We start from the raw sequence: 25,057 nt of genomic DNA, 5'->3' as shown, positions 1-25,057 counted from the left end.
ACTCTTCAATTAAAAGTGTTTGATGCTCAAAGAATCGTTACTGTTAGTTCGTAATGAATTAACTGTTTCAGTCACTCTTCAAGACTTTAATCTTTTTTTTTGCCTTTCGGCTGTCGATAGTGTCTTGCGAGTGCCCACACAGATTGTCTGATTAATTTGTTAAAGAGCGGTAGCAACCGGAAGTGTCTTCCGTGTTGCGAGGCTGCGTATCTTACGCTTTTTGCCTCCGGAGTCAAGCGTTTATTTTCGCTTTCTTTCCGCTGGCCTGCGCGGCGTGTTGCAGCTCAGCGTCGGTCAGTGGTGGCGCATTATAGGGAGTTTTTCGGCCCTGACAACTCTTTTTTGCAATTTTATTTTCAATCGGACGCTTTTTGCGCTTTTCAATATAAAAACCACTCAATCAGGATGAAATTAATGCAAATTTACCATTGCGTGGTGATCTTTTCCTCAATAACATTTCACGCAATATTATCCTCTCTTACTGTTATTGAGGTTTTTATGTCTACCGTTTTACGTAAATATTTAAACTTGCGGCCTCAAATTGGTCAACGAGTCATGCTAGACCCTACTTCTATTGTGATTGGAGATGTCAGATTGGCAGATAATGTAAGTATCTGGCCGTTAGTCGTCATCCGTGGTGACGTCAATTATGTTTCTATTGGAACTCGTACCAATATACAGGACGGTTCTATTCTACATGTAACTCATAAATCATCTGATAATCCTGATGGCTTCCCGCTAATCATAGGTGAGGAAGTCACTGTCGGTCACAAAACAATGTTACATGGTTGTACGATAGGAAACCGAGTACTTGTTGGGATGGGTTCAATTCTGCTTGATGGCTCTATCATTGAAGACAATGTCATTATTGGGGCCGGTAGTCTTGTCCCACCAAAAAAAATATTAAAAAGTGGATATCTGTATATAGGCAGCCCAGTCAAACAAGTGCGAAAACTCAAACATGAAGAATTAGAAGGGCTGCTTTATTCTGCTAATAACTACGCTCGCTGGAAAGATGATTACTTAGCAGATATATCAGACAATATAGAATAACATCCAAATTGATCATCCTGCCCACGTAGGATGATTTCTTCAAACTCTTCTTCTAAATCCCAACGATACTGGTGAAATAGTTCAATTGGATGAAAATCATTACCATAACGTCGAATTAATTCATCAGCACTGATCAGACATTGCACCAGTAGGCCATTGACCATAGCAGGAAATATAACTTTGTTTTCCTTCTCATTCCATTCTTCACGGTCAGGAAATTGAATTGCTTGATTCATAGGTGTAATTCTTCTCTTAAAGCAGCCAAAACAGGTTCCACTTTTGGTAAGACACCATGCCAAAGTTCAAAGGAATGCGCTGCTTGTCCCACTAGCATCCCTAATCCATCAGCCAAAAATGAGGCTCCACTTTGCTGGGCAAAATTAAGGAAAGGCGTTAATCCTTTTTGATAGAACATATCATAACAAGCACCACTATTACGGAAAACTGACGGATATATTTCAGGTACACTTCCATCAAGACCAGAAGCGGTTGCATTAATAATAAGATCAAAATCTGGATTCAGAAGAGATTTCATTTCAACTGCCTGAATATGACCAAATGTGGAAAACATATTCGCTATCCCTTGCGCACGTGCAAAAGTACGGTTAGTAATAGTCACCGAACATCCAAAGTCTAATAAAGGAGATATAACTCCTTTTGCTGCTCCACCAGCCCCAATAATCAGGATATGCTGCCCTTTGCTAATGAAGTTAAGCCGCTGCAAATCTGCTAATAACCCAATCCCATCAGTGTTATCACCCAGAAGCTTGTTATTTTCAATTAGCTTGAATGTGTTGATTGCACCACAGTGTTTAGCTCGCTCACTCAACTGATGTGCACACTCATAAGCTCGTTCCTTAAAGGGAACGGTAATATTCGCACCTAAACCACCTTGTTCAAAAAATTGCTCCAATGTTTGTTCAAAATGTTCTAACGGAGCAAGTATTCTCCCATATTGGTGTTCAATACCCGTTTGTTTGGCAAATAATTGATGAATATAAGGAGATTTACTATGTGCAATCGGATTACCAAAAACCGCGAATTTATCCATTATTCCTTACCCTTGCCGATATAGTTTACCTGTCAAAGCATCCCTGATTTCTGATGGATTCTTACGTCCACCCACTTCCCCCTCCAGCACAGGAAAATCGTTGCCAAATTGTCGACGAACTTCTTCTGAACTCCTACATGGTTCCAGCCCACTTAAATTTGCACTGGTTGATACGAGAGGTTTTCCATAAAGGGCACATAATTCTCTGACCAAAGGATGATCAGTAACTCGGACTGCCAGTGTTGAGAATTTTCCCGTCAACCACTTTGGTGTCACAGATTTGGCTGGGATAACCCATGTCACCGGTCCCGGCCAACAAGAGAAAATTGTCTTTTTCTGCTCATTATCCAACTGATTGTCATCAATATAGGGACATAACCTCTCATAACTATCAGCAATAAGGATTAACCCTTTTTCCTTGGGTCTATTTTTCAGCAATAATAATTTATTAACCGCTTTTTCACTGTCAGGGTCACAACCCAATCCAAAAACAGCTTCCGTAGGATAAGCAATGACTTTTTCTTCTTTTAAGGCCTTAATAATTAAATCAAATGCAGGAGATGCTTCATTACTCATTTTATTTCTCAGTTTCAATGGATTGTTGCTTATTACACAATTTACTAGCACAAAATAGTTTAATGCCCTGTGTGGTTTTCTTTTCAACCAACAAGGGATAATGACAAAGCTCACATTCCCGTTGTACCGGTTTATTATTCAGTGTGAACTGGCATTCTGGATATCGATTACAAGCGTGAAATGTTTTACCAAATCGTGAATTACGTTGAAACAACTTACCTTTCTGACACTGAGGACAATTAACTGAAGAGTCATCAGGTTTATCAATCAACTCAATATGATTACATTCTGGATAATTACTACAGCCAATAAACATACCGTACCGTCCTTGCCGTAAAACCAACGTTGAACCGCACTGAGAACAAATTTGCCCTTCCAGTTCCTTAATAACGTGTCCATCTGATGATATTTTTAACGGCCGAACATAACAGCATGATGGATAATTGGAACAAGCATAAAATGGACCATGGGCCCCGTTGCGGATCACTAGTTCAGCACCACATTCAGCGCAATATTCTGTTTGTTTTACTGCAAAGGGTACTTTTTTAGGCATATCTTACTCACGGAAAACTAATCACAATATTTATTGGAAAACCATAAAGTTCAGGTTAAGAGAAAATTCAATTTTTCAATTCACCCGAACATAACCACCAGCAACAACAGCCACTTTTCCCATTAATTCAAGCTCCAATAATTGAGTCATGACTTCTGTAATAGGAAGAGAAGAGCGCTGAGCAATTATATCAACAGGTGTAACTTCATCACTTACGTTAACCAGCACCTCAGCAAATGGCAACTCTGTTTGCTCAAATTGTTTATCATTGCCCTCTTCCAGATTAATCCATTGAAAATTAGCATTAATATGTTCCATTATATCAATCACATTGGTTGCTAAATAAGCTCCCTGTTTGATCAACCAGTGATTACCATCACTCGAAGGCCTTCCTAGTGGGCCGGGTAATGCAAAAATATCCCGTCCTTGTTCAAGTGCACAGCGTGCTGTAATCAGTGAACCACTATTTTGATGAGCTTCTACAATCAGAATCGCTAAACTTAACCCGCTAATAATCCGGTTTCGTCTTGGAAAATTTTTAGCTTTAGGTGGAGTGTCAGGGAAAAACTCAGAAACCAGAACCCCATTTTCTTTAATGCAACAGGCTAAAGTTCGATGACGATTAGGATAAATATTTTCAAGTCCACTCCCCAATACCGCAACGGTTTGCCCTCCTGCATCAATAGCAGCCTGATGGCAGATACCATCAATCCCAACCGCTAACCCACTGGTTATTACTATCCCATTCTCCGCTAGCCCTCCAGCAAATACTCTCCCCCACTTTTCACCATAAAAACTTGCCGACCGGCTACCCACTATTGCAACTTGTTTCTCAGATAGTGTGCTTACTTTCCCAGAGACAAAAAGTATCAGTGGAGGCGAATAAATTTGTTTCAACAAAGAAGGGTATTCTGGATCAGAAAAGGTTAATAAGTGATTTCCTGATTGCTCTAACCAATTAAGACTGGAAAGCAAAACAGAAGGATTTGCTTTTAAAAACTGCATACACTGTGTAGGTGATAAGCCACAATCTCTCATCACAGCATGAGTAATATTTTTAACCTGCAGTAGGTGCTCGATTATAGACACTGCTTTTGCCACTGAAAGGTGAGATACCATTTTCATTCTCAGCCATATTTCCATCATTTCCATTATTGTCATCCTGACTCAATATGTTGTCATGTTCATATGATTAATTTGTAGGCGATACTGTCAATCTAATCAGGAAATGTCTAGAATAGGCGCTAATTATCACTCACTTTTTGGATGCAGTTCTAAACATATATGTCAGTTTTACAAGTATTACATTATCCAGATGAGCGGCTTCGCACAATTGCCAAGCCAGTAGAAAAAGTCGATGCAGAAATCCAGCGTATCATCGATGATATGTTCGAAACGATGTATGCAGAAGAAGGGATCGGCTTAGCAGCAACTCAGGTTGATATCCATCAACGCATCGTTGTTATTGACGTTTCAGAGAATAGAGACCAGAGACTTGTACTCATTAACCCAGAGCTAGTAACCGAGTCAGGGGAAACAGGTATCGAAGAAGGTTGTTTATCAGTTCCTGAACAACGTGCATTTGTGCCACGATTCGAGCAAGTCAAAATTAAAGCTCTGGATTTTCACGGTCAAACATTTGAGTTGGAAGCCGATGGTCTGTTGGCGATTTGTATTCAACATGAGATGGATCACTTGCTCGGTAAACTATTCGTAGATTACTTGTCTCCGTTAAAACGACAGCGTATTCGCCAAAAAGTCGAAAAAATTGACCGACTAAGAGCCAAGGCTAAGTAAATTTATCATTACGGGAAATAACAGTGTCTGATTCTTTACGTATCATTTTTGCCGGAACCCCTGATTTCGCGGCTCACCATTTGGCGGCTTTATTAAAATCTCAACATAAAATTGTCGGTGTACTCACTCAACCTGATAAACCGGCAGGAAGGGGTAAAAAACTGACACCAAGTCCTGTAAAAGTATTGGCTGAAGAACATCATGTCCCTGTTTTCCAGCCAAAAACATTACGTACAGAAGAAAGTCAGCAATGGGTCATGGAGCAACAAGCCGATATCATGGTTGTCGTTGCATATGGTTTGATCCTTCCCCAAGCGGTATTAGATATGCCCCCGTTGGGGTGCCTCAATGTTCATGGTTCTTTATTACCTCATTGGCGCGGTGCTGCACCAATTCAACGTGCTATCTGGGCTGGAGATAAAGAAACAGGGGTAACAATCATGCAAATGGACGCAGGCCTTGATACAGGCGATATGCTGTTAAAAGCAACCTGCCCAATTACAAACGAAGATACTACTGCGAGCTTGTATGACAAACTTGCCGATATCGGCTCCAATGCATTGCTTAATACATTAAGTCTAATAACATCTGGTAATAGTCAACCGGAAAGTCAGAATAATATTCTTGCTACTTATGCTGAAAAACTCAGCAAAGATGAAGCAAGAATGAATTGGAATTTATCAGCAATTCAGCTCGAACGTTGTGTGCGTGCATTCAACCCTTGGCCAATAAGCTATTTCTTAATTGATGAACAGCCCATTAAAGTATGGGAGGCTCATGCTACTGACGGTAAATCTAACCAAATCCCGGGCACAATTCTCCACGCAGATAAAAAGGGTATTCAGGTCGCTACAACTGATGGGATATTGAATATTACTCAATTGCAGCCCCCGGGCAAAAAAGCAATGTCAGCTGCCGATTTATTAAATTCTAAGCGCGAATGGTTCACTCCAGGTAACAAAATCAACTAACATTCATTGCCTGTATGGTGTCAGCATACAGGCATCTTCTCGCTTTACTACTATTATGCTGATGAAACTCAGCTTTTGACCATGCCATGAAAAATACATATAACCTGCGAAGCATCGCTGCAAAAGCGATTAGCCAAGTGCTGGAGCAAGGACAGTCACTCAGCACTGTTATACCCGAACTCCAACAAAAAGTATCAGATAAAGATAAAGCTCTCCTACAGGAACTCTGCTTTGGTGTAATGAGAGTTTTACCTCAGCTGGAATGGCTTATAGCCCAATTAATGGCAAAACCATTGAAAGGTAAGCAACGCATTTTCCACTATTTGATCATGGTCGGAATGTATCAACTTACTTATACACGAATACCTGCACATGCAGCGATCGCAGAAACAGTTAATGGGACAATCAGTTTAAAACGCCCACAACTGAAAGGACTCATTAATGGCGTTCTTCGACAATTTCAGCGTCAACAAGAAGAGTTAGTAGAAAAATCTAATGATGCCAGTCACCACTTACATCCCAAATGGCTGTTAACTCGTATTCAAAAGGCTTATCCTCACAATTGGCAACATATTGTCAGTGCGAATAATCAAAAACCACCAATGTGGTTACGCGTCAATCAGATACATCATTCTACAAATCAATATCTCTCTTTGCTGCAAAAAGCCAATATAGCCGCAGAATTAGATACAGATCATCCCAACGCAATTCGTCTATTAACCCCTTGTCCTGTCAATATACTGCCAGGGTTTGATAAAGGCTGGGTTACCATTCAGGATCGTTCTGCACAAGGCTGTGCTGAATTATTAATGCCATGTGAGGGAGAAGAAATACTTGATCTTTGTGCTGCACCAGGCGGCAAAACAACACATATACTTGAAATAGCTCCAAGCGCCAAAGTACTTGCCGTTGATATTGATGAACAACGAATTAAGCGAGTGGAAGAAAACTTACAGCGCCTTAATTTAAAAGCTGTCATTAAAACGGGTGATGGGCGTTTCCCACACAAATGGACTAACGGAGAACAATTTGATCGCATTCTTCTTGATGCGCCATGTTCAGCAACAGGTGTGATCCGTCGCCATCCAGATATAAAATGGTTACGAAGAAATGAAGACATCGCTCAGTTAGTGACGCTTCAAGCGGAAATACTTGATGCTATTTGGCCATACTTAAAGAAAAGTGGAACTCTGGTTTATGCCACATGCTCAATTTTACCTGATGAAAATAGCGAGCAAATTAAAGCATTTTTAAAACGCAATCCGGATGCCAAACTCTCTGGAACAGGTACACAAGAGACCCCAGGAATACAAATTACTCCCGAGATAACAGGCGGTGATGGTTTCTTTTATGCTCGATTGACTAAGCAATAATAGAATAGCTTTTCTCTCGCTCTACCGGGCGAGAGAATGTAATGACTTTGCTAAAATAGCAAAACAATTGCAACTTCTAACATATAAAGAGAGTAGCTATGAAGATAATTATTCTGGGTGCTGGTCAGGTTGGTGGAACATTAGCTGAAAACCTAGTTGATGAAAACAATGACATTACTGTTGTTGATACCGATACAGATCGTTTACGCCAGTTACAGGACAAATTCGATCTGCGGGTTGTAAATGGGCATGGTTCTCATCCCAGAGTTTTAAGAGAAGCCGGTGCAGAAGATGCTGATATGTTAGTTGCTGTTACAAATTCAGATGAAACCAACATGATCGCATGCCAGATCGCCTATTCTCTATTTAATACACCAAATAAAGTCGCCCGGATCCGTTCATCAGAATATATTAGGGAATCAGAAAAGTTATTTAAGCCTGGTGATATTCCTATCGATTATCTGATATCTCCAGAGCAGTTAGTTATCGACTATATCTACAAATTAATCCAATATCCCGGTGCCTTACAGGTTGTTAATTTCTCTGAAGGTAGAGTCAGTATTGTTGCAGTAAAAGCTTATTATGGTGGCTCACTTGTAGGGAATGCATTATCTTCTCTTCGCGAACATATGCCACATATTGACAGCAAAGTTGCCGCAATATTTCGACAAGACCGTCCAATCAGGCCACAAGGCTCTACAGTTATTGAAGCTGGCGATGAAGTATTTTTTGTTGCTGCATCACAACATATCAGAGCAGTGATGAGCGAGTTACAGCGTCTAGAAAAACCATACAAACGTATCATGATTGTTGGCGGCGGAAACGTCGGTGCAGGCTTAGCCTTACGCCTTGAAAAAGATTATAGCGTTAAGCTTATTGAGCATAATCAGGAAAGAGCAACTGAACTTGCAGAGCTATTACACGATACTATAGTGTTCTATGGTGACGCTTCTGATCAGGAGCTACTGGCAGAAGAGCACATTGAGCAAGTCGATGTTTTCATTGCATTAACTAACGATGACGAAGCCAATATCATGTCAGCTATGCTTGCAAAACGGATGGGGGCCAAAAAAGCAATGGTACTAATCCAGCGTAGTGCATATGTGGATTTAGTCCAAGGTGGTGTTATTGATATTGCCATCTCACCCCAACAGGCCACAGTATCTGCTTTACTTGGGCATGTCCGCAAAGCCGATATCGTTAGCGTATTTTCATTAAGGCGAGGTGTTGCTGAAGCTATTGAAGCGATTGCTCATGGTGATGAACATACTTCCAAAGTAGTTGGGAGGAAAATAGGAGATATAAAACTTCCCTCAGGAACAACCATTGGCGCCATTGTCCGCGGAGAAGAAGTCATCATTGCTAATGATTACAGCATTATTCAACAAGGCGACCATGTAATCATGTTTATTACAGATAAAAAATTTGTTCCTGAAGTTGAAAAGCTATTCCAACCAAGCCCATTCTTTCTATAAATCACTTACACGGCTACCAATTCTGAAATATTTGTACTCAGAAAATTAGAAGGCCAATGATAATAACTTGAAAAAATTATTATCATTGGCCTCCCAACCACTTCCTTTCCCATGTTTTGCTTTACGATTATAACTTCCTTTACCTTTTTTATTTTTTTCTACTCGCTGCCTGAACAAAGGATCATGCAGAAGAGCTTCTATAGCATTATCTTTAATAACACCTTTTTTATGCCGATACGTCGTCATAATGACCTCAAAATATGGTTATTTGAATAAATATAGCTTATCAATAGTACTATTAATGCACAAAAGAATAAAGAAAAATCACTTCTTCGTAGCCCCTTCTTCTAATATTTCCAATATTGAACAATAGGTACTGATATGTGCGCTTCCGCAACAGGCATCGCTTAACATTTTTAAAGAATCGCGCATTTTTTGCATTTCTAATAATTTTTCTTCTATTTCCTGTAATCTAGTATCAACAATTCTCTTAGATTCTTGGCAGGTATGATGTTCAGGATCAACGCGGATAGACAATAACTCTACAATTGTCTCTAATGTAAAACCTAATTGCTTTGCATAGCGAATAAAACGTAACCGCTGTAAATCCTGTTTTGTATAAAGCCTATAACCACTTTCTGTTCTTTCTTCATGCTCCATCAATCCTTGTTTCTCATAAAAACGAACAGTATCAGGAGTAACATTCGCTAATTTCGCCAATTGGCCAATACGATACATGGCAGCCTCTCATCAAACAGGGAAATAAAATCAATACTACCAGAATAGATTAATAAATCATCGCCGGATGTTTTGCTGTCAACTAGAAATCAAAAAGTAATGGAGAAAATAAGAAGAAATAATGATGGGAAGAATTAAAAGGCGATAAAAAACCGGGATAATACCCGGTTTTTTATGCTTCTACAGATTACTCTGCAGCTGCTACTTCTGTCTGAGACTCAGCGGCGCGGTCAACAAGCTCGATGTATGCCATCGGTGCATTGTCACCTGCACGGAAGCCACACTTCAGAATACGAGTGTAACCACCTGCGCGGCTCGCAAAACGCGGGCCCAGTTCATTAAACAGTTTTGCCACGATCTCGTTATCACGAGTACGGGCGAATGCCAGACGACGATTAGCTACGTTGTCGGTCTTGGCAAGAGTAATCAGCGGCTCAACGACGCGACGCAGTTCTTTCGCTTTAGGCAGAGTCGTCTTGATGATTTCATGACGAACCAAAGAACCTGCCATGTTACGGAACATAGCTTGGCGATGGCTGCTGTTGCGGTTCAATTGACGACCACTCTTACGATGGCGCATGACCTTATCCTTCTCAGTAAAACCTTAACCTGTGATCTAGTTATTCATCAGCAATACTTGCTGGTGGCCAGTTTTCCAAGCGCATGCCCAGAGAAAGTCCACGTGAAGCCAGTACGTCTTTAATCTCAGTAAGAGATTTTTTACCCAGATTAGGTGTTTTAAGTAACTCAACCTCAGTACGCTGTACCAGATCACCGATGTAGTGGATAGCTTCTGCCTTAAGGCAGTTAGCAGAGCGGACAGTCAATTCCAGATCGTCAACAGGGCGCAGCAGTATCGGATCAAATTCAGGCTTCTCTTCTTTAACTTCTGGTTGACGTACGTCACGTAAATCAACGAAAGCCTCCAGTTGTTCAGCCAGAATAGTAGCTGCACGGCGAATCGCCTCTTCAGGATCGATTGTACCGTTAGTCTCCATCTCGATAACCAGCTTATCCAAGTCAGTACGCTGTTCTACACGAGCTGCTTCAACATTGTAGGCAATACGCTCTACTGGGCTATAGCAAGCATCTACTAACAAACGACCGATAGGGCGCTCATCTTCTTCCGAATGAATTCGGGCAGAAGCCGGCACATAACCACGACCGCGCTGAACTTTAATACGCATACTAATGGAAGCGCTTTCGTCAGTCAGATGGCAGATTACGTGCTGCGGCTTGACGATTTCGACATCACCATCATGGATGATGTCGGCTGCAGTCACAGGGCCAATGCCAGATTTATTCAAGGTAAGGATGACTTCATCTTTGCCCTGAACTTTCACCGCCAGCCCTTTCAGATTGAGGAGAATCTCCAGGATATCTTCCTGTACACCTTCTTTGGTGCTGTACTCATGCAGTACACCATCAATCTCAACCTCAGTCACCGCACAACCCGGCATAGACGAAAGCAGAATACGGCGCAGTGCGTTGCCAAGAGTATGGCCAAAGCCACGCTCTAATGGCTCAAGGGTCACCTTGGCGTGCGTCGAACTGACTTGCTCGATATCTACCAGGCGCGGTTTTAGAAACTCTGTCACAGAACCCTGCATTGTGTCCTCTCTTTGGTGCTAAGCTTTACTTAGAGTAAAGCTCGACGATCAGGTGTTCGTTAATGTCAGCGGATAGATCAGTACGTTCAGGATTACGCTTGAACACACCTTCCATCTTCGCAGCATCAACTTCCAACCAAGTTGGTTTCTCACGCTGCTCAGCCAGCTCTAAAGCTGCCTTAATACGAGCCTGCTTTTTCGCTTTTTCACGAACGCTGACTACGTCATTCGGGGATACCTGATAAGAAGCGATGTTAACAACGCGACCATTTACCATGATAGCCTTGTGGCTCACCATCTGACGTGATTCAGCACGCGTCGCGCCAAAACCCATACGATAAACGACGTTATCTAAGCGACCTTCCAGCAAAGTCAGCAGGTTTTCACCTGTGTTGCCTTTCAGACGAGTAGCTTCTTTATAGTAGTTACGGAATTGACGTTCCAGAACACCGTAAGTACGACGAACTTTTTGTTTTTCACGTAACTGAACACCGTAGTCAGACAGACGCGGTTTGCGTGCGCCGTGCTGGCCTGGTGCTTGTTCTAACTTACACTTGGTGTCAATCGCGCGAACGCCAGACTTCAGGAAAAGGTCTGTACCCTCGCGACGGCTCAGCTTGAGCTTAGGACCCAAATATCTTGCCATTTTCTTTCTCCAACAATCCTAAAAACGAAGACGTATTAAACGCGACGTTTTTTCGGTGGACGACAACCGTTATGAGGGATCGGAGTCACATCAGTAATATTAGTGATGCGGAAACCAGCCGCGTTCAGTGCGCGAATAGTTGACTCACGGCCCGGACCAGGTCCTTTAACCATAACTTCCAGGTTCTTAATTCCGTATTCTTTTACTGCTTCAGCACAGCGTTCTGCTGCAACCTGAGCTGCAAACGGAGTAGATTTACGAGAACCTCGGAAACCGGAACCACCGGCAGTTGCCCAACCCAAAGCGTTACCCTGACGATCAGTAATAGTAACGATGGTGTTGTTGAAAGAAGCATGGATATGAGCCACACCGTCAGAGACTTGTTTTCTTACACGCTTACGTGCACGAATAGGTGCTTTTGCCATTATTCAATACCCCGATTATTTCTTGATCGGCTTACGCGGACCCTTACGGGTACGTGCATTGGTCTTAGTACGCTGACCGCGAACCGGCAGACCACGACGATGACGTAAACCACGATAGCAACCAAGATCCATCAGACGTTTGATACTCAGGGTTACTTCACGACGCAAATCACCTTCTACAACGTATTTAGCAACTTCGTCACGCAGCTTGTCAATTTGCTCTTCAGACAGCTCACTGATCTTAACATTTTCAGCAATACCCGTTGCTGCACAGATAGCCTGTGAGCGGGTTTTACCGATACCGTAAATCGAAGTTAATGCGATTACAGTATGTTTCTGATCAGGAATGTTAATGCCTGCTATACGGGCCACTATGCACTCCTACAATATTTATTCACTGCAACACCATTCTGAAAAGCCCGTTTTCAGGATACTCAAATAATGTTGCTGTCAGATAAAAAGATTGGCTGGCTAATTTAGCCAGCTCAACCCAACTTTGCAAGAAAAATATGCGATTAATTAGCCTTGGCGCTGTTTATGCTTAGGCTCTGCACTGCAAATCACACGAACGATACCGTTACGTTTAACGATTTTGCAGTTACGACATAATTTCTTGACGGAAGCACGAACTTTCATTTTTACTCTCCGTAACTTCTCAAGCAAACCGATTAGCGGTTATATCCTTTCAGGTTTGCCTTCTTCAATGCAGACTCATACTGACTCGACATCATTAGAGTTTGCACTTGAGCCATAAAGTCCATGATGACGACAACTACAATCAGTAGGGAAGTACCACCAAAATAGAATGGAACTTTCATTGCATCACGCATGAACTCCGGGATTAAGCAGATAAAGGTAATATATAACGCACCAACTAAGGTTAGACGAGTCATTACTTTATCGATGTACTTAGCCGTTTGCTCTCCCGGACGAATTCCTGGTACAAATGCACCGGACTTCTTCAGGTTATCTGCCGTTTCTCTTGGATTGAACACCAAAGCCGTATAGAAGAAACAGAAGAAGATGATTGCAGATGCATACAATAACACATAAAGCGGTTGACCTGGCTGCAAATACATAGAAATAGTTGTCAACCAATTCCAGTTTGCTCCGCTACCAAACCAAGAGGCTATAGTACCAGGGAACAAAATAATACTGGAAGCAAAAATTGCAGGGATAACCCCAGCCATATTCACTTTCAACGGTAAATGTGTACTTTGTGCTGCAAAAACTCTACGACCTTGTTGACGTTTGGCATAGTTAACAACGATACGACGTTGACCACGCTCCATGAAAACAACGAAGAAGGTTACTGCAAACACTAAGACTGCAACCAACAGCAACAGGAGGAAGTGCAGATCGCCTTGCCGAGCTTGCTCGATGGTGTGACCAATTGCAGGCGGAAGGCCCGCAACGATACCAGCAAAGATTATGATTGAAATACCGTTGCCGATACCTCGTTCAGTAATCTGCTCACCTAGCCACATCAAGAACATAGTTCCTGTGACCAAACTTACAACAGCCGTGAAATAGAACGCAAAACCTGGATTAATAACCAGCCCTTGCATCCCAGGCATATTCGGCAACCCAGTTGCAATACCTATTGACTGGAATATTGCCAGCACTAATGTGCCATAACGGGTGTACTGACTGATCTTACGACGACCAGCTTCCCCTTCCTTCTTAATCTCTGCTAAACGGGGGTTAACCACAGTCAGCAACTGGATAATAATAGATGCAGAAATATACGGCATTATACCCAGTGCAAAGATAGAAGCACGGCTTAAAGCACCACCAGAGAACATGTTGAACATTTCAATGATGGTGCCTCTTTGCTGTTCGAGCAATTTGGCAAGCACAGTGGCATCAATACCAGGGATTGGAATAAAAGAGCCAATACGGAAAACAATCAGAGCTCCAATAACAAACAAAAGTCTGCGTTTTAACTCACCTAATCCGCCTTTAGCACTTTGAAAATCTAATCCTGGTTGTTTAGCCATCTGTTACTTATTCCTCAATTTTACCGCCAGCAGCTTCAATTGCAGCACGGGCGCCTTTAGTAACACGCAAGCCACGCACAGTTACTGCGCGATTAACTTCGCCAGAAAGCATAACTTTCGCGAACTCAATTTGAGGGCCAACAATGTTAGCAGCTTTCAGTGCATTCAGATCGATAACATCGCCTTCAACACGAGCAAAATCAGACAGACGGATTTCGGCTGTAATCATTGCCTTACGTGAAGTAAAGCCAAATTTTGGCAGACGACGGTACAGAGGCATCTGGCCGCCTTCGAAACCACGACGTACGCCACCGCCAGAACGAGATTTCTGACCTTTGTGACCACGGCCGCCAGTTTTACCCAGACCAGAACCGATACCACGACCTACACGTTTAGGTGCGTGCTTGGCACCTTCAGCCGGAGACAGAGTATTTAAGCGCATCTGTTACTCCTCAACTTTAACCATATAGGAAACCAAGTTGACCATACCGCGAACCGCTGGTGTATCTTCGCGTTCAACAGTATGACCAATGCGACGCAGACCTAAACCAGTCAGAGTTGCCTTATGCTTAGGCAAACGACCGATTGAACTGCGGACCTGTGTAATCTTGATAGTCTTAGCCATGGTCATTACCCCAGAATTTCTTCGACGGATTTGCCACGCTTAGCTGCGACCATTTCTGGAGACTTCATGCTGTCTAAAGCATCCAGGGTTGCACGAACCACATTGATTGGGTTAGTGGAACCATAGGTTTTAGCCAGTACGTTACGAACTCCAGCTACTTCCAGAACAGCACGCATCGCACCACCTGCGATGATACCTGTACCTTCATGAGCAGGCTGCATGAACACGCGGGAACCGGTGTGTGCGCCTTTCACTGGGTGGTGCAGGGTGCCGCTGTTAAGTGCGACGGTTTTCATATTGCGACGTGCTTTTTCCATCGCTTTCTGGATCGCTGCCGGAACTTCGCGTGCTTTGCCGTAGCCAAAACCAACGCGACCGTTACCATCACCAACTACAGTCAGTGCTGTAAAGCTGAAAATACGGCCACCTTTAACGGTTTTAGATACGCGGTTTACCGCGATCAGCTTTTCCTGCAGTTCGCCAGCTTGTTTTTCGATGTGAGCCATCTTACACCTCTACCTTAGAACTGAAGGCCAGCTTCACGGGCAGCATCTGCCAGTGCCTGGACTCTACCATGATATTGGAAACCAGAACGGTCAAAGGATACGTTTTTGATACCTTTTTCCAGAGCACGTTCAGCAACAATTTTACCAACTACTGCTGCGGCTTCTTTGTTTCCAGTGAATTTCAGTTGTTCACTGATAGCTTTTTCTGTTGTAGAAGCGGCCACCAGAGTTTCAGAACCATTTGGTGCGATAACCTGCGCATAAATATGGCGAGGGGTACGGTGTACCACCAGGCGAGTTGCACCCAGTTCCTGGAGCTTGCGGCGTGCGCGGGTCGCACGACGGATACGAGCTGCTTTCTTATCCATAGTGTTACCTTACTTCTTCTTAGCCTCTTTGGTACGCACGATTTCATCGGCGTAACGAACACCCTTGCCTTTGTATGGCTCAGGACGACGATAGGCACGCAGATCTGCCGCAACCTGACCAATCACCTGCTTATCAGCACCTTTCAGTACGATTTCAGTTTGTGATGGGCATTCCGCAGTAATGCCTGCAGGCAGTTGATGTTCAACCGGATGCGAGAACCCTAAAGACAAACTAACAGTATTGCCTTTAACTGCTGCACGGTAACCAACACCTACCAGTTGGAGCTTCTTAGTGAAGCCTTCGTTAACACCGATAACCATTGCATTCAGCAGAGAACGAGTTGTACCCGCCTGTGCCCAAGCATCTGCAAAACCTTCGCGTGGAGCGAAAGTCAGCTGACTATCTGCATGTGTAACTTCAACTGCGCTGTGGATTTCACGACTCAATTCGCCGTTTTTACCCTTAATCGAAATAACCTGACCGTTGAGTTTAACCTCTACGCCGGCAGGAATGACGACGGGTGCTTTTGCAACACGAGACATTCTTTCCTCCCGAATTAAGCTACGTAGCAGAGAATCTCGCCACCCAGACCAGCCTGGCGAGCTGCACGATCAGTCATTACACCTTTAGAGGTAGAAATAACAGCGATACCCAAACCAGCCATAACTTGTGGCAGCTCATCTTTTTTCTTATAGATGCGCAGACTTGGGCGGCTTACACGCTGGATGCTTTCTACAACAGCCTTACCTTGGAAGTACTTCAGAGTAACTTCCAGTTCTGGCTTGGTGTCGCCTTCGATTTTAAAATCTTCAATATAACCTTCTTCCTTCAGCACTTTGGCAATTGCCACTTTCAGCTTGGAGGAAGGCATGGTGACCGCAACTTTATTCGCGGCCTGACCGTTACGGATACGGGTCAGCATATCCGCGATCGGATCTTGCATGCTCATCTGTCTTTACTCCCGTGATTCAATTGGTGACAATTACCAGCTAGCCTTTTTAAGGCCCGGGATTTCACCGCGCATAGCGGCTTCACGGACTTTAATACGGCTCAACCCAAACTTCCGCAAAAATGCATGCGGACGCCCAGTTTGACGGCAGCGGTTACGCTGACGGCAAGGGCTGGAATCACGTGGCAGTGTTTGCAGCTTGAGAACAGCATTCCAACGGTCTTCATCAGATGCGTTTACATCAGAGATGATCGCTTTCAGTTCAACGCGTTTTGCGAAGAATTTCTCAGCTAATTTCGCACGTTTTACATCACGTGCTTTCATTGATTGCTTAGCCATGAATACCCTGCCTTACTTGCGGAACGGGAAGTTAAACGCAGCCAACAGTGCGCGGCCTTCATCATCAGATTTCGCAGTAGTGGTAATGGTAATATCCAAACCACGTACACGATCCACTTTATCGTAATCGATTTCAGGGAAGATGATTTGCTCACGAACACCCATGCTGTAGTTACCGCGACCATCAAATGACTTAGCGGACAAGCCACGGAAGTCACGAATACGTGGTACAGCAATAGAAATCAGGCGCTCAAAGAACTCCCACATGCGTTCGCCACGCAGGGTTACTTTACAGCCGATTGGATAGCCCTGACGGATTTTGAAGCCTGCAACTGACTTGCGTGCTTTGGTGATCAGTGGTTTTTGACCAGAAATTGCTGCCAGATCAGCTGCTGCATTGTCCAGCAGTTTCTTGTCAGCGATTGCTTCACCAACACCCATATTCAGGGTGATCTTCTCGACCCGAGGGACTTGCATGACAGAATGGTAACCAAACTGACTCATCAGTTTCTGGACTACCTCGTCTTTGTAGTAATCATGCAGTTTCGCCATCGTATACTCCAAATTACTTGATAGTTTCGTTGTTAGATTTGAAGAAACGTACTTTTTTGCCGTCTTCGAATCTAAAACCTACACGGTCAGCCTTGCCGGTTTCTGCATTAAAGATTGCAACGTTAGAAACCTGAATTGCTGCTTCTTTTTCAACGATGCCACCTGGTTGGTTCAGAGCCGGAACTGGCTTCTGATGTTTTTTAACCAGATTGATACCTTCAACGATAATTTTACCAGAAGAAAGAACCTGTTTTACTTTACCGCGCTTACCTTTGTCTTTACCAGTCAGCACGATAATTTCGTCATCACGACGGATTTTCGCTGCCATTGCCTGCTCCTTAGAGTACTTCAGGTGCCAGAGAGATAATTTTCATGAACTTTTCATTACGAAGTTCACGAGTTACCGGCCCAAAAATACGCGTACCGATAACCTGCTCACTATTGTTGTTCAACAATACGCAAGCGTTGCTATCGAAGCGAATGACAGAACCGTCCGGGCGACGAACACCCTTCTTGGTGCGCACCACTACCGCTTTCAGGACATCACCTTTTTTGACTTTACCACGAGGAATCGCTTCCTTGATGGTGATCTTGATGATATCACCGACATGTGCGTATCGACGGTGCGAGCCACCTAGAACCTTGATACACATTACGCGACGTGCACCGGAGTTGTCGGCCACGTTCAGCATAGTCTGTTCTTGGATCATTTTAGTGCTCCGCTAAATGTCAACTACTACTGAGCCACTTTATTTTTAAAGAAGCCGTTTTAATATCCCACACTACGAGGGCGCGGCATTATAACACCACATCTTCGCGATGGACAGAAAAATAAACGGCCCTGTTATTTTTTGAGCCGTTTATTTCTTATGAGATAGCGCCCTATTATAGAACCGCTTTCTCTACAACGCGAACTAAGGTCCAAGATTTAGTCTTAGACAGTGGACGGGTTTCGCGGATTTCCACTACATCACCAATTCCACATTCATTGTTCTCGTCATGTACGTGCAACTTAGTCGTACGCTTGATGAATTTACCATACAGTGGGTGTTTCACCTTACGTTCAATAGCAACAACAATGGATTTTTCCATTTTGTCGCTAACAACACGACCTTGCAGAGTACGGATTTTATCGGTCATTACGCACCCGCCTTCTCAGTCAGTAAAGTCTTAACGCGTGCAATATTACGACGCACTTGTTTCAACAGATGAGACTGTTGCAGCTGGCCGCTTGCCGCCTGCATACGCAGATTAAACTGTTCACGTAACAGGTTCAGCAGCTCAGTGTTCAGCTCTTCAACGCTTTTTTCGCGCAGCTCTTGTGCTTTCATTACATCACCGTCTTAGTTACAAAGGTGGTTTTGATAGGCAGTTTCGCTGCCGCCAGCTTGAACGCTTCACGGGCCAGCTCTTCAGACACACCGTCCATCTCATACAGGACTTTACCAGGCTGGATCAAGGCAACCCAATACTCTACGTTACCTTTACCTTTACCCATACGCACTTCGAGTGGCTTCTCGGTGATTGGTTTGTCTGGGAACACACGGATCCAGATTTTACCTTGACGCTTAATTGCACGGGTCATAGCACGACGTGCCGCTTCGATTTGACGAGCAGTCAAACGACCACGGCCCACAGCTTTCAGACCGAAAGTGCCGAAGCTAACATCCGCACCGGCAGCCAGACCGCGGTTACGGCCTTTATGCACTTTACGGAATTTCGTACGCTTTGGTTGTAACATCAGCGACTCTCCTTACTTGCGGCCTTTACGCTGCTGCTTTTTAGGTTGAGCAGCCGGTTTTTCCGCCTGTTCAACAGCAGCCATACCACCCAGGATCTCACCTTTGAAGATCCATACCTTAACGCCGATTACACCATAAGTGGTGTGCGCTTCTGAAGTGTTATAGTCGATATCTGCACGCAGAGTGTGCAGAGGTACACGACCTTCACGATACCATTCAGTACGCGCGATTTCAGCACCGCCCAGACGGCCGCTTACTTCCACTTTGATGCCTTTAGCGCCCAGACGCATTGCGTTCTGTACAGCACGTTTCATAGCACGGCGGAACATAACACGACGTTCCAACTGTGAGCTGATGCTGTCAGCAACCAGTTTTGCGTCCAGTTCAGGTTTACGCACTTCGGCAATATTAATCTGCGCAGGAACGCCAGCGATGTCCGCTACAGCTTTGCGCAGTTTTTCTACGTCTTCACCTTTCTTACCGATTACGATGCCTGGACGAGCAGTGTGAATAGTCACACGGATGCTTTTCGCAGGACGTTCGATAACGATACGTGAAATAGATGCTTTAACCAGTTCTTTATTCAAGTACTGGCGAACTTTAAAGTCGCTGTCTAGGTTGTCAGCGAATTCTTTGGTATTCGCATACCAGGTAGAGTTCCAAGGTTTGACAATACCCAGACGAATACCATTAGGATGTACTTTCTGACCCATTGCTAGTCTCCAGAGTCTCAGCGATCGGACACAACCACAGTAATGTGGCTGGTGCGCTTCAGGATACGATCTGCACGGCCTTTGGCACGAGGCATAATGCGCTTCATGGTTGGACCTTCGTCTACGAAAATTTTCGCAACTTTCAGATCATCGATGTCAGCGCCATCGTTGTGTTCTGCGTTAGCAATAGCAGACTCAAGTACTTTCTTCACTAAACCAGCAGCTTTCTTGTTGGTATAGGTCAGAGTTTCCAGAGCTTGCGACACTTTCTTACCGCGGATCAGGTCAGCCACAAGGCGAACCTTCTGAGCAGAAGAACGAGCGTGGCGATGTTTAGCGATAGTTTCCATCTCTTCCTCCTACCTTAGCGCTTCTTAGCCTTTTTATCGGCCGCATGGCCGCGATAAGTACGGGTCGGCGCGAATTCACCCAGTTTGTGACCAACCATTTCGTCGGAAACAAAAACTGGAACATGCTGACGACCATTATGGACAGCGATGGTCAAACCGATCATGTTAGGAAAGATCGTTGAACGACGGGACCAAGTCTTAATAGGCTTTTTGTCTCCGCTTTCCACCGCTTTCTCTACCTTCTTCAGCAAGTGCAGGTCAATAAATGGACCTTTCTTGAGAGAACGTGGCATGGTTTATCCTCTAATTATTTTTTAGAACGGCGACGTACGATGTATTGATCAGTACGTTTGTTACTACGGGTCTTCTTACCTTTGGTCTGGATGCCCCATGGAGTTACAGGGTGTTTACCAAAGTTACGACCTTCACCACCACCGTGTGGATGGTCAACTGGGTTCATCGCCGTACCACGAACGGTAGGACGGATACCACGCCAGCGGCTTGCACCAGCTTTACCCAGAACGCGTAGCATGTGTTCTGCGTTACCAACTTCACCTAAAGTAGCACGGCAGTCAGCCAGTACCTTACGCATTTCACCAGAGCGCAGACGCAGGGTTACATAAGAACCATCACGTGCAACGATCTGAGCATAAGCACCTGCTGAACGAGCCAGCTGGCCACCTTTACCTGGTTTCATTTCTATGTTGTGAACAGTAGAACCAACCGGGATGTTGCGCATTGGCAGAGCATTACCAGCTTTGATTGCAGAATCTGCACCAGACTGGATTTGATCGCCAGCTTTCAGGCCTTTAGGAGCCAGAATGTAACGACGTTCGCCGTCTTTATACAGAACCAGCGCGATGTTTGCTGAACGGTTTGGATCATATTCCAGACGCTCAACAACAGCAGGGATACCGTCTTTGTTGCGTTTGAAGTCAATCAGACGATAGTGCTGTTTATGGCCACCACCAATGTGACGAGTGGTAATACGACCATTGTTGTTACGACCACCAGTTTTGCTGTTTTTTTCTAACAGCGGAGCATAAGGCTTGCCCTTATGCAGCTCAGGGTTAACCACTTTAACAACGTGGCGACGGCCCGGAGACGTAGGTTTACATTTAACAATTGCCATTGTTCTTTACTCCTCCGACTTACTCAGCGCCGCCAACGAAGTCCAGGTTCTGGCCTTCTTTCAGGGTGACGTAAGCTTTTTTCCAGTCGCTACGACGACCAACACGCTGACCGTGGCGTTTAACTTTACCTTTAACCAGCAAAGTGTTCACAACCTCAACTTCGACTTCAAACAGTTTCTGCACAGCAGCTTTGATTTCTGCTTTAGTCGCGTCTTTCGCAACTTTGAGAACGATGGTGTTAGTTTTTTCCATCGCTGTAGAAGCTTTTTCAGATACGTGCGGCGCGCGCAGTACTTTCAGCAGACGTTCTTCACGGATCATGCCAGCATCTCCTCAACTTGCTTCACAGCTTCAGCAGTCATAACCACTTTGTCGAAGGCGATCAGGCTTACTGGGTCGATACCCGCAGCATCACGGACGTCAACTTTGTACAGGTTGCGAGCTGCTAAGAACAGGTTCTCATCAACTTCACCAGTGATGATCAGCACGTCTTCCAGAGCCATCTCTTTCAGTTTCTGTGCCAGCAGCTTAGTTTTAGGTGCTTCAACAGAGAACTTCTCGACAACGATCAGACGATCTTGACGTACCAGTTCAGACAGGATGCTTTTCAGGGCACCGCGGTACATCTTTTTATTAACTTTTTGACTGTGGTCCTGTGGCTTCGCTGCGAAAGTTACACCACCAGAGCGCCAAATTGGGCTCTTAATTGAACCAGAACGCGCACGGCCAGTGCCTTTTTGACGCCATGGTTTTTTACCTGAACCAGAAACTTCAGCACGAGTTTTCTGAGCACGAGTACCTTGACGAGCACCAGCTGCATACGCAACAACTACTTGATGCACAAGCGCTTCATTGAAATCACGCCCGAAGGTAGTTTCGGAAACAGTCAGCGCGCTTTGCGCGTCTTTCAATACCAATTCCATTCCTATCTCCTCGACGTTACGCCTTGACAGCCGGTTTTACGATCAGGTTGCTGTTGGTTGCACCAGGTACAGCACCTTTGACCAGCAGCAGGTTGCGCTCTGCGTCAACACGTACTACATCCAGGCTCTGAACGGTTACACGCTCATTACCCAGTTGGCCTGCCATTTTCTTACCTTTGAACACCTTGCCCGGAGTCTGGTTCTGACCGATAGAACCCGGAACACGGTGAGACAGGGAGTTACCGTGCGTAGCATCCTGAGTACGGAAGTTCCAGCGTTTAACAGTACCCGCGAAACCTTTACCTTTAGATGTACCAGTAACGTCGACTTTTTTAACGTCAGCGAAAATTTCAACACTAATGCTTTGACCTACAGTGAATTCTGCATCGTCTTCAGACAGACGGAATTCACGCAGGATACGGCCAGCTTCAACGCCAGCTTTAGCGAAATGACCTGCTTCAGGTTTGTTAACGCGGCTTGCTTTTTTGCTACCAGTCGTTACCTGAATTGCACGATAACCGTCAGTCTCTTCGTTTTTAACTTGAGTTACACGGTTATTTTCGATTTCGATAACAGTTACAGGGATTGAAACGCCTTCTTCAGTGAAGATGCGAGTCATGCCCACTTTTTTACCGACTAAACCAATCATTGTTTCAACCTCTCAATCGCTCAATGACCTGATTAACCCAGGCTGATCTGCACGTCTACACCGGCAGCCAGATCCAGACGCATCAGAGCATCAACGGTTTTCTCGGTTGGCTCAACGATGTCAACCAGACGTTTGTGAGTGCGAATTTCGTACTGATCACGCGCGTCTTTATTAACGTGCGGAGAAATCAGAACGGTAAAACGCTCTTTACGAGTCGGCAGCGGGATCGGACCACGAACCTGCGCACCAGTGCGCTTAGCGGTCTCTACGATTTCCGCAGTTGATTGATCGATCAAACGATGATCAAATGCTTTCAGGCGGATACGGATTCTTTGGTTCTGCATGAGACCAGAGCTCCAACTATTTTATAAACGTAAATAATTACTCCTCACACCCATTTCGATTGATGGGGGAGTGTAATCGTTCAATATATAACCCCCATATCGGGAGTATTTTAATATGGCGGTAATTACCGCTCACACTGATAAAAATCAGCCTACGAAGTAGGTTAGCCCGCGCATTATACGTGAATCACTTCACAATGCAAGACAAGGATGAAATTTATTCAGATAAATAATAAAGGCAGGTAAAAATAGTCAGAAATGAACGCCCTATATGTATTTACAGGGCGTTAGCGTAATTCTATTCTTCTTCAATAATATGGGCCTGGATATAATTTTGCATACCCATTCGTTTAATCAGATCGAGTTGTGTTTCCAGCCAGTCTATATGATTTTCTTCATCTGCAAGAATTTCAATCATTAAATCCCGGCTTACATAGTCGTGGATTGAATCAGCATATGCAATTGCCTCTCTCATATCCTGAGTACCACGTAATTCCAACGTCAGATCGGATTGTAACATCTCTTCGACATCCTCACCGATATTGAGTTTGCCTAAATCCTGTAAATTTGGGATACCTTCCAGAAATAAAATACGCTCAATATATTTATCTGCATGTTTCATTTCTTCAATAGATTCACGGTATTCAACATCATTCAGGCGCACTAACCCCCAGTTTTTAAACATACGGGCATGTAAAAAATACTGGTTTATGGCGATAAGTTCGTTACCAAGAAGTTTATTAAGATGGGCAATTATTTTTTTATCACCTTTCATAATCAATTCCTCCGCTTCCAGTACTTACAGTGTAGTACTAATTAAACAGAGTAATTGCAAGACAATTGTGCTTATTTTAAGCAACATTAATTATAGGGGGAAGCAAGGAGATTTCTTCATTGATTATTTCACGGGCCTGACGTACACATTTTCCACAATCACTCCCCACAGGCACAAAGTTTTTCAGCTCTCTGATAGAACGAACATTCTGCTGTCTGACAGCATTACGTATGGCTTTATCACTTATTGCGTTGCAGAGACAAATATACATGGAACACTCTTCTAACTATTTATAATGTTATAACTAGTTGTGTACTGATTAACGAAGTTAATTAGGTTCAACAGCGGTTATAGCTATAAAATAAAGTATATTGTCAAATTGTAAATGTTAATCACTCTCATTTCAATTGTTGTTTATTCTTTATTTCAATGAAAAATAAAGCTCCTATTTTTTCGATAGCACAAAAAAAGAGGAGCTTTCGCTCCTCTTTTTTAGAATTTTTTGTTAATCAAAGATTAAGCAATAACTTTAGCAACAACACCTGCACCTACAGTACGGCCGCCTTCACGGATTGCGAAACGCAGACCTTCATCCATTGCGATTGGAGCAATCAGATTAACTACCATGTTGATGTTGTCACCTGGCATTACCATCTCAACGCCTTCTGGCAGTTCGATAGTACCGGTTACGTCAGTTGTACGGAAGTAGAACTGTGGACGATAACCTTTGAAGAATGGAGTATGACGGCCACCTTCATCTTTGCTCAGGATATACACTTCAGATTCGAACTGAGTGTGTGGGTGGATAGAACCTGGTTTC

The 25,057-nt window shown here is 44.0% G+C and carries 43 protein-coding genes; 5 read left to right on the top strand and 38 right to left on the bottom strand.

What is annotated here, in order from left to right:
* Positions 1-498 precede the first annotated feature (498 nt).
* Positions 499-1,053 (top strand): gamma carbonic anhydrase family protein, encoded by a 555-nt coding sequence (locus Xsto_RS17710; protein ID WP_099111727.1) that lies wholly within the window; start codon positions 499-501, stop codon positions 1,051-1,053.
* Here the strand turns inward: Xsto_RS17710 and Xsto_RS17705 are convergent.
* From Xsto_RS17705 to dprA, 5 genes are all read right to left on the bottom strand, one after another.
* Positions 1,020-1,289 (bottom strand): DUF1488 family protein, encoded by a 270-nt coding sequence (locus tag Xsto_RS17705; RefSeq protein ID WP_099111728.1) that lies wholly within the window; start codon positions 1,287-1,289, stop codon positions 1,020-1,022. The two genes, Xsto_RS17710 and Xsto_RS17705, sit on opposite strands and share 34 nt — an antisense overlap.
* Positions 1,286-2,104 carry a shikimate dehydrogenase gene (aroE, locus tag Xsto_RS17700; protein ID WP_099125901.1) on the bottom strand — a complete coding sequence of 273 codons (819 nt, stop codon included), beginning with the start codon at positions 2,102-2,104 and terminating at the stop codon, positions 1,286-1,288. Before aroE ends, Xsto_RS17705 begins: the two co-directional genes overlap by 4 nt.
* Positions 2,105-2,110: 6 nt before the next feature.
* Positions 2,111-2,680: an L-threonylcarbamoyladenylate synthase type 1 TsaC gene (gene tsaC / locus Xsto_RS17695; RefSeq protein ID WP_099111730.1), complete on the bottom strand. Its 570-nt coding sequence runs from the start codon at positions 2,678-2,680 to the stop codon at positions 2,111-2,113.
* A gap of 1 nt (position 2,681) precedes the next feature.
* Entirely contained in the window at positions 2,682-3,233 is a 552-nt protein-coding gene (locus Xsto_RS17690; RefSeq protein WP_099125900.1) for a DNA topoisomerase family protein, read from the bottom strand.
* Positions 3,234-3,308: 75 nt separating this feature from the next.
* Positions 3,309-4,385: a DNA-protecting protein DprA gene (dprA, locus tag Xsto_RS17685; protein WP_099125899.1), complete on the bottom strand. Its 1,077-nt coding sequence runs from the start codon at positions 4,383-4,385 to the stop codon at positions 3,309-3,311.
* A gap of 132 nt (positions 4,386-4,517) precedes the next feature.
* On the opposite strand from dprA, the gene def reads away from it, so the two are divergent.
* The 4 genes from def to trkA all read left to right on the top strand — a co-directional run bounded on the left by def (position 4,518) and on the right by trkA (position 8,849).
* On the top strand, positions 4,518-5,030 hold the full coding sequence (def, locus tag Xsto_RS17680) for a peptide deformylase (protein ID WP_099125898.1): 513 nt from the start codon (positions 4,518-4,520) through the stop codon (positions 5,028-5,030).
* A 23-nt stretch (positions 5,031-5,053) separates the two neighbouring features.
* Positions 5,054-6,001, top strand: coding sequence for a methionyl-tRNA formyltransferase (gene fmt / locus Xsto_RS17675; protein WP_099125897.1), 948 nt, complete (start codon positions 5,054-5,056; stop codon positions 5,999-6,001).
* Between the two features lie 86 nt (positions 6,002-6,087).
* The gene (rsmB, locus tag Xsto_RS17670; RefSeq protein ID WP_099125896.1) at positions 6,088-7,374 is read left to right on the top strand and encodes a 16S rRNA (cytosine(967)-C(5))-methyltransferase RsmB; all 1,287 of its coding nucleotides are present in this window, start codon (positions 6,088-6,090) and stop codon (positions 7,372-7,374) included.
* Positions 7,375-7,472: 98 nt separating this feature from the next.
* Complete coding sequence (gene trkA / locus Xsto_RS17665) at positions 7,473-8,849, top strand: Trk system potassium transporter TrkA (RefSeq protein WP_099125895.1); 1,377 nt, start codon at positions 7,473-7,475, stop codon at positions 8,847-8,849.
* 45 nt (positions 8,850-8,894) lie between these two features.
* Here the strand turns inward: trkA and Xsto_RS17660 are convergent, their stop codons facing one another.
* The 33 genes from Xsto_RS17660 to Xsto_RS17500 form a co-directional block, all read right to left on the bottom strand.
* Positions 8,895-9,095, bottom strand: coding sequence for an alternative ribosome-rescue factor A (locus Xsto_RS17660; protein WP_099111737.1), 201 nt, complete (start codon positions 9,093-9,095; stop codon positions 8,895-8,897).
* 78 nt (positions 9,096-9,173) lie between these two features.
* Complete coding sequence (gene zntR, locus Xsto_RS17655) at positions 9,174-9,587, bottom strand: Zn(2+)-responsive transcriptional regulator (protein ID WP_099123303.1); 414 nt, start codon at positions 9,585-9,587, stop codon at positions 9,174-9,176.
* A gap of 187 nt (positions 9,588-9,774) precedes the next feature.
* Positions 9,775-10,167: a 50S ribosomal protein L17 gene (gene rplQ / locus Xsto_RS17650; protein WP_099111739.1), complete on the bottom strand. Its 393-nt coding sequence runs from the start codon at positions 10,165-10,167 to the stop codon at positions 9,775-9,777.
* 40 nt (positions 10,168-10,207) lie between these two features.
* Entirely contained in the window at positions 10,208-11,197 is a 990-nt protein-coding gene (locus tag Xsto_RS17645) for a DNA-directed RNA polymerase subunit alpha (RefSeq protein WP_038269634.1), read from the bottom strand.
* 25 nt (positions 11,198-11,222) lie between these two features.
* The gene (gene rpsD / locus Xsto_RS17640; RefSeq protein WP_086955015.1) at positions 11,223-11,843 is read right to left on the bottom strand and encodes a 30S ribosomal protein S4; all 621 of its coding nucleotides are present in this window, start codon (positions 11,841-11,843) and stop codon (positions 11,223-11,225) included.
* Positions 11,844-11,878: 35 nt separating this feature from the next.
* Positions 11,879-12,268: a 30S ribosomal protein S11 gene (rpsK, locus tag Xsto_RS17635; RefSeq protein WP_002919257.1), complete on the bottom strand. Its 390-nt coding sequence runs from the start codon at positions 12,266-12,268 to the stop codon at positions 11,879-11,881.
* Positions 12,269-12,283: 15 nt separating this feature from the next.
* A complete protein-coding gene (gene rpsM / locus Xsto_RS17630) occupies positions 12,284-12,640 on the bottom strand; it encodes a 30S ribosomal protein S13 (protein ID WP_086955014.1) in 357 nt (118 codons plus the stop codon).
* 147 nt (positions 12,641-12,787) lie between these two features.
* Positions 12,788-12,904 (bottom strand): 50S ribosomal protein L36, encoded by a 117-nt coding sequence (rpmJ, locus tag Xsto_RS17625; protein ID WP_012768118.1) that lies wholly within the window; start codon positions 12,902-12,904, stop codon positions 12,788-12,790.
* A 32-nt stretch (positions 12,905-12,936) separates the two neighbouring features.
* On the bottom strand, positions 12,937-14,268 hold the full coding sequence (gene secY / locus Xsto_RS17620) for a preprotein translocase subunit SecY (protein WP_099111741.1): 1,332 nt from the start codon (positions 14,266-14,268) through the stop codon (positions 12,937-12,939).
* A gap of 7 nt (positions 14,269-14,275) precedes the next feature.
* Positions 14,276-14,710: a 50S ribosomal protein L15 gene (gene rplO, locus Xsto_RS17615; RefSeq protein WP_099111742.1), complete on the bottom strand. Its 435-nt coding sequence runs from the start codon at positions 14,708-14,710 to the stop codon at positions 14,276-14,278.
* Between the two features lie 3 nt (positions 14,711-14,713).
* Entirely contained in the window at positions 14,714-14,893 is a 180-nt protein-coding gene (gene rpmD, locus Xsto_RS17610) for a 50S ribosomal protein L30 (protein ID WP_008913894.1), read from the bottom strand.
* A 5-nt stretch (positions 14,894-14,898) separates the two neighbouring features.
* Complete coding sequence (gene rpsE, locus Xsto_RS17605; protein WP_015836271.1) at positions 14,899-15,399, bottom strand: 30S ribosomal protein S5; 501 nt, start codon at positions 15,397-15,399, stop codon at positions 14,899-14,901.
* Between the two features lie 14 nt (positions 15,400-15,413).
* On the bottom strand, positions 15,414-15,767 hold the full coding sequence (gene rplR / locus Xsto_RS17600; protein WP_012990483.1) for a 50S ribosomal protein L18: 354 nt from the start codon (positions 15,765-15,767) through the stop codon (positions 15,414-15,416).
* A 9-nt stretch (positions 15,768-15,776) separates the two neighbouring features.
* A complete protein-coding gene (rplF, locus tag Xsto_RS17595) occupies positions 15,777-16,310 on the bottom strand; it encodes a 50S ribosomal protein L6 (protein WP_099111743.1) in 534 nt (177 codons plus the stop codon).
* 14 nt (positions 16,311-16,324) lie between these two features.
* Entirely contained in the window at positions 16,325-16,717 is a 393-nt protein-coding gene (gene rpsH / locus Xsto_RS17590) for a 30S ribosomal protein S8 (protein WP_099111744.1), read from the bottom strand.
* Positions 16,718-16,750: 33 nt separating this feature from the next.
* Positions 16,751-17,056: a 30S ribosomal protein S14 gene (gene rpsN, locus Xsto_RS17585; protein WP_010847489.1), complete on the bottom strand. Its 306-nt coding sequence runs from the start codon at positions 17,054-17,056 to the stop codon at positions 16,751-16,753.
* 12 nt (positions 17,057-17,068) lie between these two features.
* Positions 17,069-17,608, bottom strand: coding sequence for a 50S ribosomal protein L5 (gene rplE / locus Xsto_RS17580; RefSeq protein ID WP_004246952.1), 540 nt, complete (start codon positions 17,606-17,608; stop codon positions 17,069-17,071).
* A 13-nt stretch (positions 17,609-17,621) separates the two neighbouring features.
* Positions 17,622-17,936, bottom strand: coding sequence for a 50S ribosomal protein L24 (rplX, locus tag Xsto_RS17575; protein WP_099111745.1), 315 nt, complete (start codon positions 17,934-17,936; stop codon positions 17,622-17,624).
* A gap of 10 nt (positions 17,937-17,946) precedes the next feature.
* Positions 17,947-18,318 carry a 50S ribosomal protein L14 gene (gene rplN / locus Xsto_RS17570; protein ID WP_010847486.1) on the bottom strand — a complete coding sequence of 124 codons (372 nt, stop codon included), beginning with the start codon at positions 18,316-18,318 and terminating at the stop codon, positions 17,947-17,949.
* Between the two features lie 175 nt (positions 18,319-18,493).
* Positions 18,494-18,748 carry a 30S ribosomal protein S17 gene (rpsQ, locus tag Xsto_RS17565; protein ID WP_010847485.1) on the bottom strand — a complete coding sequence of 85 codons (255 nt, stop codon included), beginning with the start codon at positions 18,746-18,748 and terminating at the stop codon, positions 18,494-18,496.
* The gene (gene rpmC / locus Xsto_RS17560) at positions 18,748-18,939 is read right to left on the bottom strand and encodes a 50S ribosomal protein L29 (RefSeq protein WP_010847484.1); all 192 of its coding nucleotides are present in this window, start codon (positions 18,937-18,939) and stop codon (positions 18,748-18,750) included. The genes rpsQ and rpmC overlap by 1 nt, the downstream gene beginning before the upstream one ends.
* Complete coding sequence (gene rplP, locus Xsto_RS17555) at positions 18,939-19,349, bottom strand: 50S ribosomal protein L16 (RefSeq protein WP_036773456.1); 411 nt, start codon at positions 19,347-19,349, stop codon at positions 18,939-18,941. Before rplP ends, rpmC begins: the two co-directional genes overlap by 1 nt.
* A gap of 12 nt (positions 19,350-19,361) precedes the next feature.
* Positions 19,362-20,063, bottom strand: a complete 702-nt coding sequence (gene rpsC / locus Xsto_RS17550; protein WP_010847482.1) for a 30S ribosomal protein S3 — start codon at positions 20,061-20,063, stop codon at positions 19,362-19,364.
* A 17-nt stretch (positions 20,064-20,080) separates the two neighbouring features.
* A complete protein-coding gene (rplV, locus tag Xsto_RS17545) occupies positions 20,081-20,413 on the bottom strand; it encodes a 50S ribosomal protein L22 (protein ID WP_038240485.1) in 333 nt (110 codons plus the stop codon).
* Between the two features lie 14 nt (positions 20,414-20,427).
* The gene (gene rpsS, locus Xsto_RS17540; RefSeq protein ID WP_011148791.1) at positions 20,428-20,706 is read right to left on the bottom strand and encodes a 30S ribosomal protein S19; all 279 of its coding nucleotides are present in this window, start codon (positions 20,704-20,706) and stop codon (positions 20,428-20,430) included.
* 14 nt (positions 20,707-20,720) lie between these two features.
* Complete coding sequence (gene rplB, locus Xsto_RS17535; RefSeq protein WP_099111746.1) at positions 20,721-21,545, bottom strand: 50S ribosomal protein L2; 825 nt, start codon at positions 21,543-21,545, stop codon at positions 20,721-20,723.
* Between the two features lie 19 nt (positions 21,546-21,564).
* Entirely contained in the window at positions 21,565-21,867 is a 303-nt protein-coding gene (gene rplW / locus Xsto_RS17530; RefSeq protein ID WP_099111747.1) for a 50S ribosomal protein L23, read from the bottom strand.
* A complete protein-coding gene (gene rplD / locus Xsto_RS17525; RefSeq protein WP_099111748.1) occupies positions 21,864-22,469 on the bottom strand; it encodes a 50S ribosomal protein L4 in 606 nt (201 codons plus the stop codon). Before rplD ends, rplW begins: the two co-directional genes overlap by 4 nt.
* A 16-nt stretch (positions 22,470-22,485) precedes the next feature.
* Positions 22,486-23,118, bottom strand: coding sequence for a 50S ribosomal protein L3 (rplC, locus tag Xsto_RS17520; RefSeq protein ID WP_099111749.1), 633 nt, complete (start codon positions 23,116-23,118; stop codon positions 22,486-22,488).
* A 32-nt stretch (positions 23,119-23,150) separates the two neighbouring features.
* The gene (gene rpsJ, locus Xsto_RS17515; RefSeq protein WP_001181005.1) at positions 23,151-23,462 is read right to left on the bottom strand and encodes a 30S ribosomal protein S10; all 312 of its coding nucleotides are present in this window, start codon (positions 23,460-23,462) and stop codon (positions 23,151-23,153) included.
* A gap of 298 nt (positions 23,463-23,760) precedes the next feature.
* Positions 23,761-24,237 (bottom strand): bacterioferritin, encoded by a 477-nt coding sequence (gene bfr, locus Xsto_RS17510; protein ID WP_099125894.1) that lies wholly within the window; start codon positions 24,235-24,237, stop codon positions 23,761-23,763.
* A 76-nt stretch (positions 24,238-24,313) separates the two neighbouring features.
* Positions 24,314-24,508 (bottom strand): bacterioferritin-associated ferredoxin, encoded by a 195-nt coding sequence (bfd, locus tag Xsto_RS17505; protein ID WP_099111751.1) that lies wholly within the window; start codon positions 24,506-24,508, stop codon positions 24,314-24,316.
* A 245-nt stretch (positions 24,509-24,753) separates the two neighbouring features.
* Positions 24,754-25,057, bottom strand: a 304-nt coding sequence (locus tag Xsto_RS17500) for an EF-Tu C-terminal domain-related protein (protein WP_479688474.1), incomplete at its 5' end; no start/stop codon positions are given.

It is taken from the genome of Xenorhabdus stockiae (genome assembly GCF_002632825.1).
GTDB lineage: Bacteria > Pseudomonadota > Gammaproteobacteria > Enterobacterales > Enterobacteriaceae > Xenorhabdus > Xenorhabdus stockiae.
The sequence above is the reverse complement of the archived record's forward strand: the minus strand, read 5'-3'. Positions and strand labels throughout refer to the sequence as shown.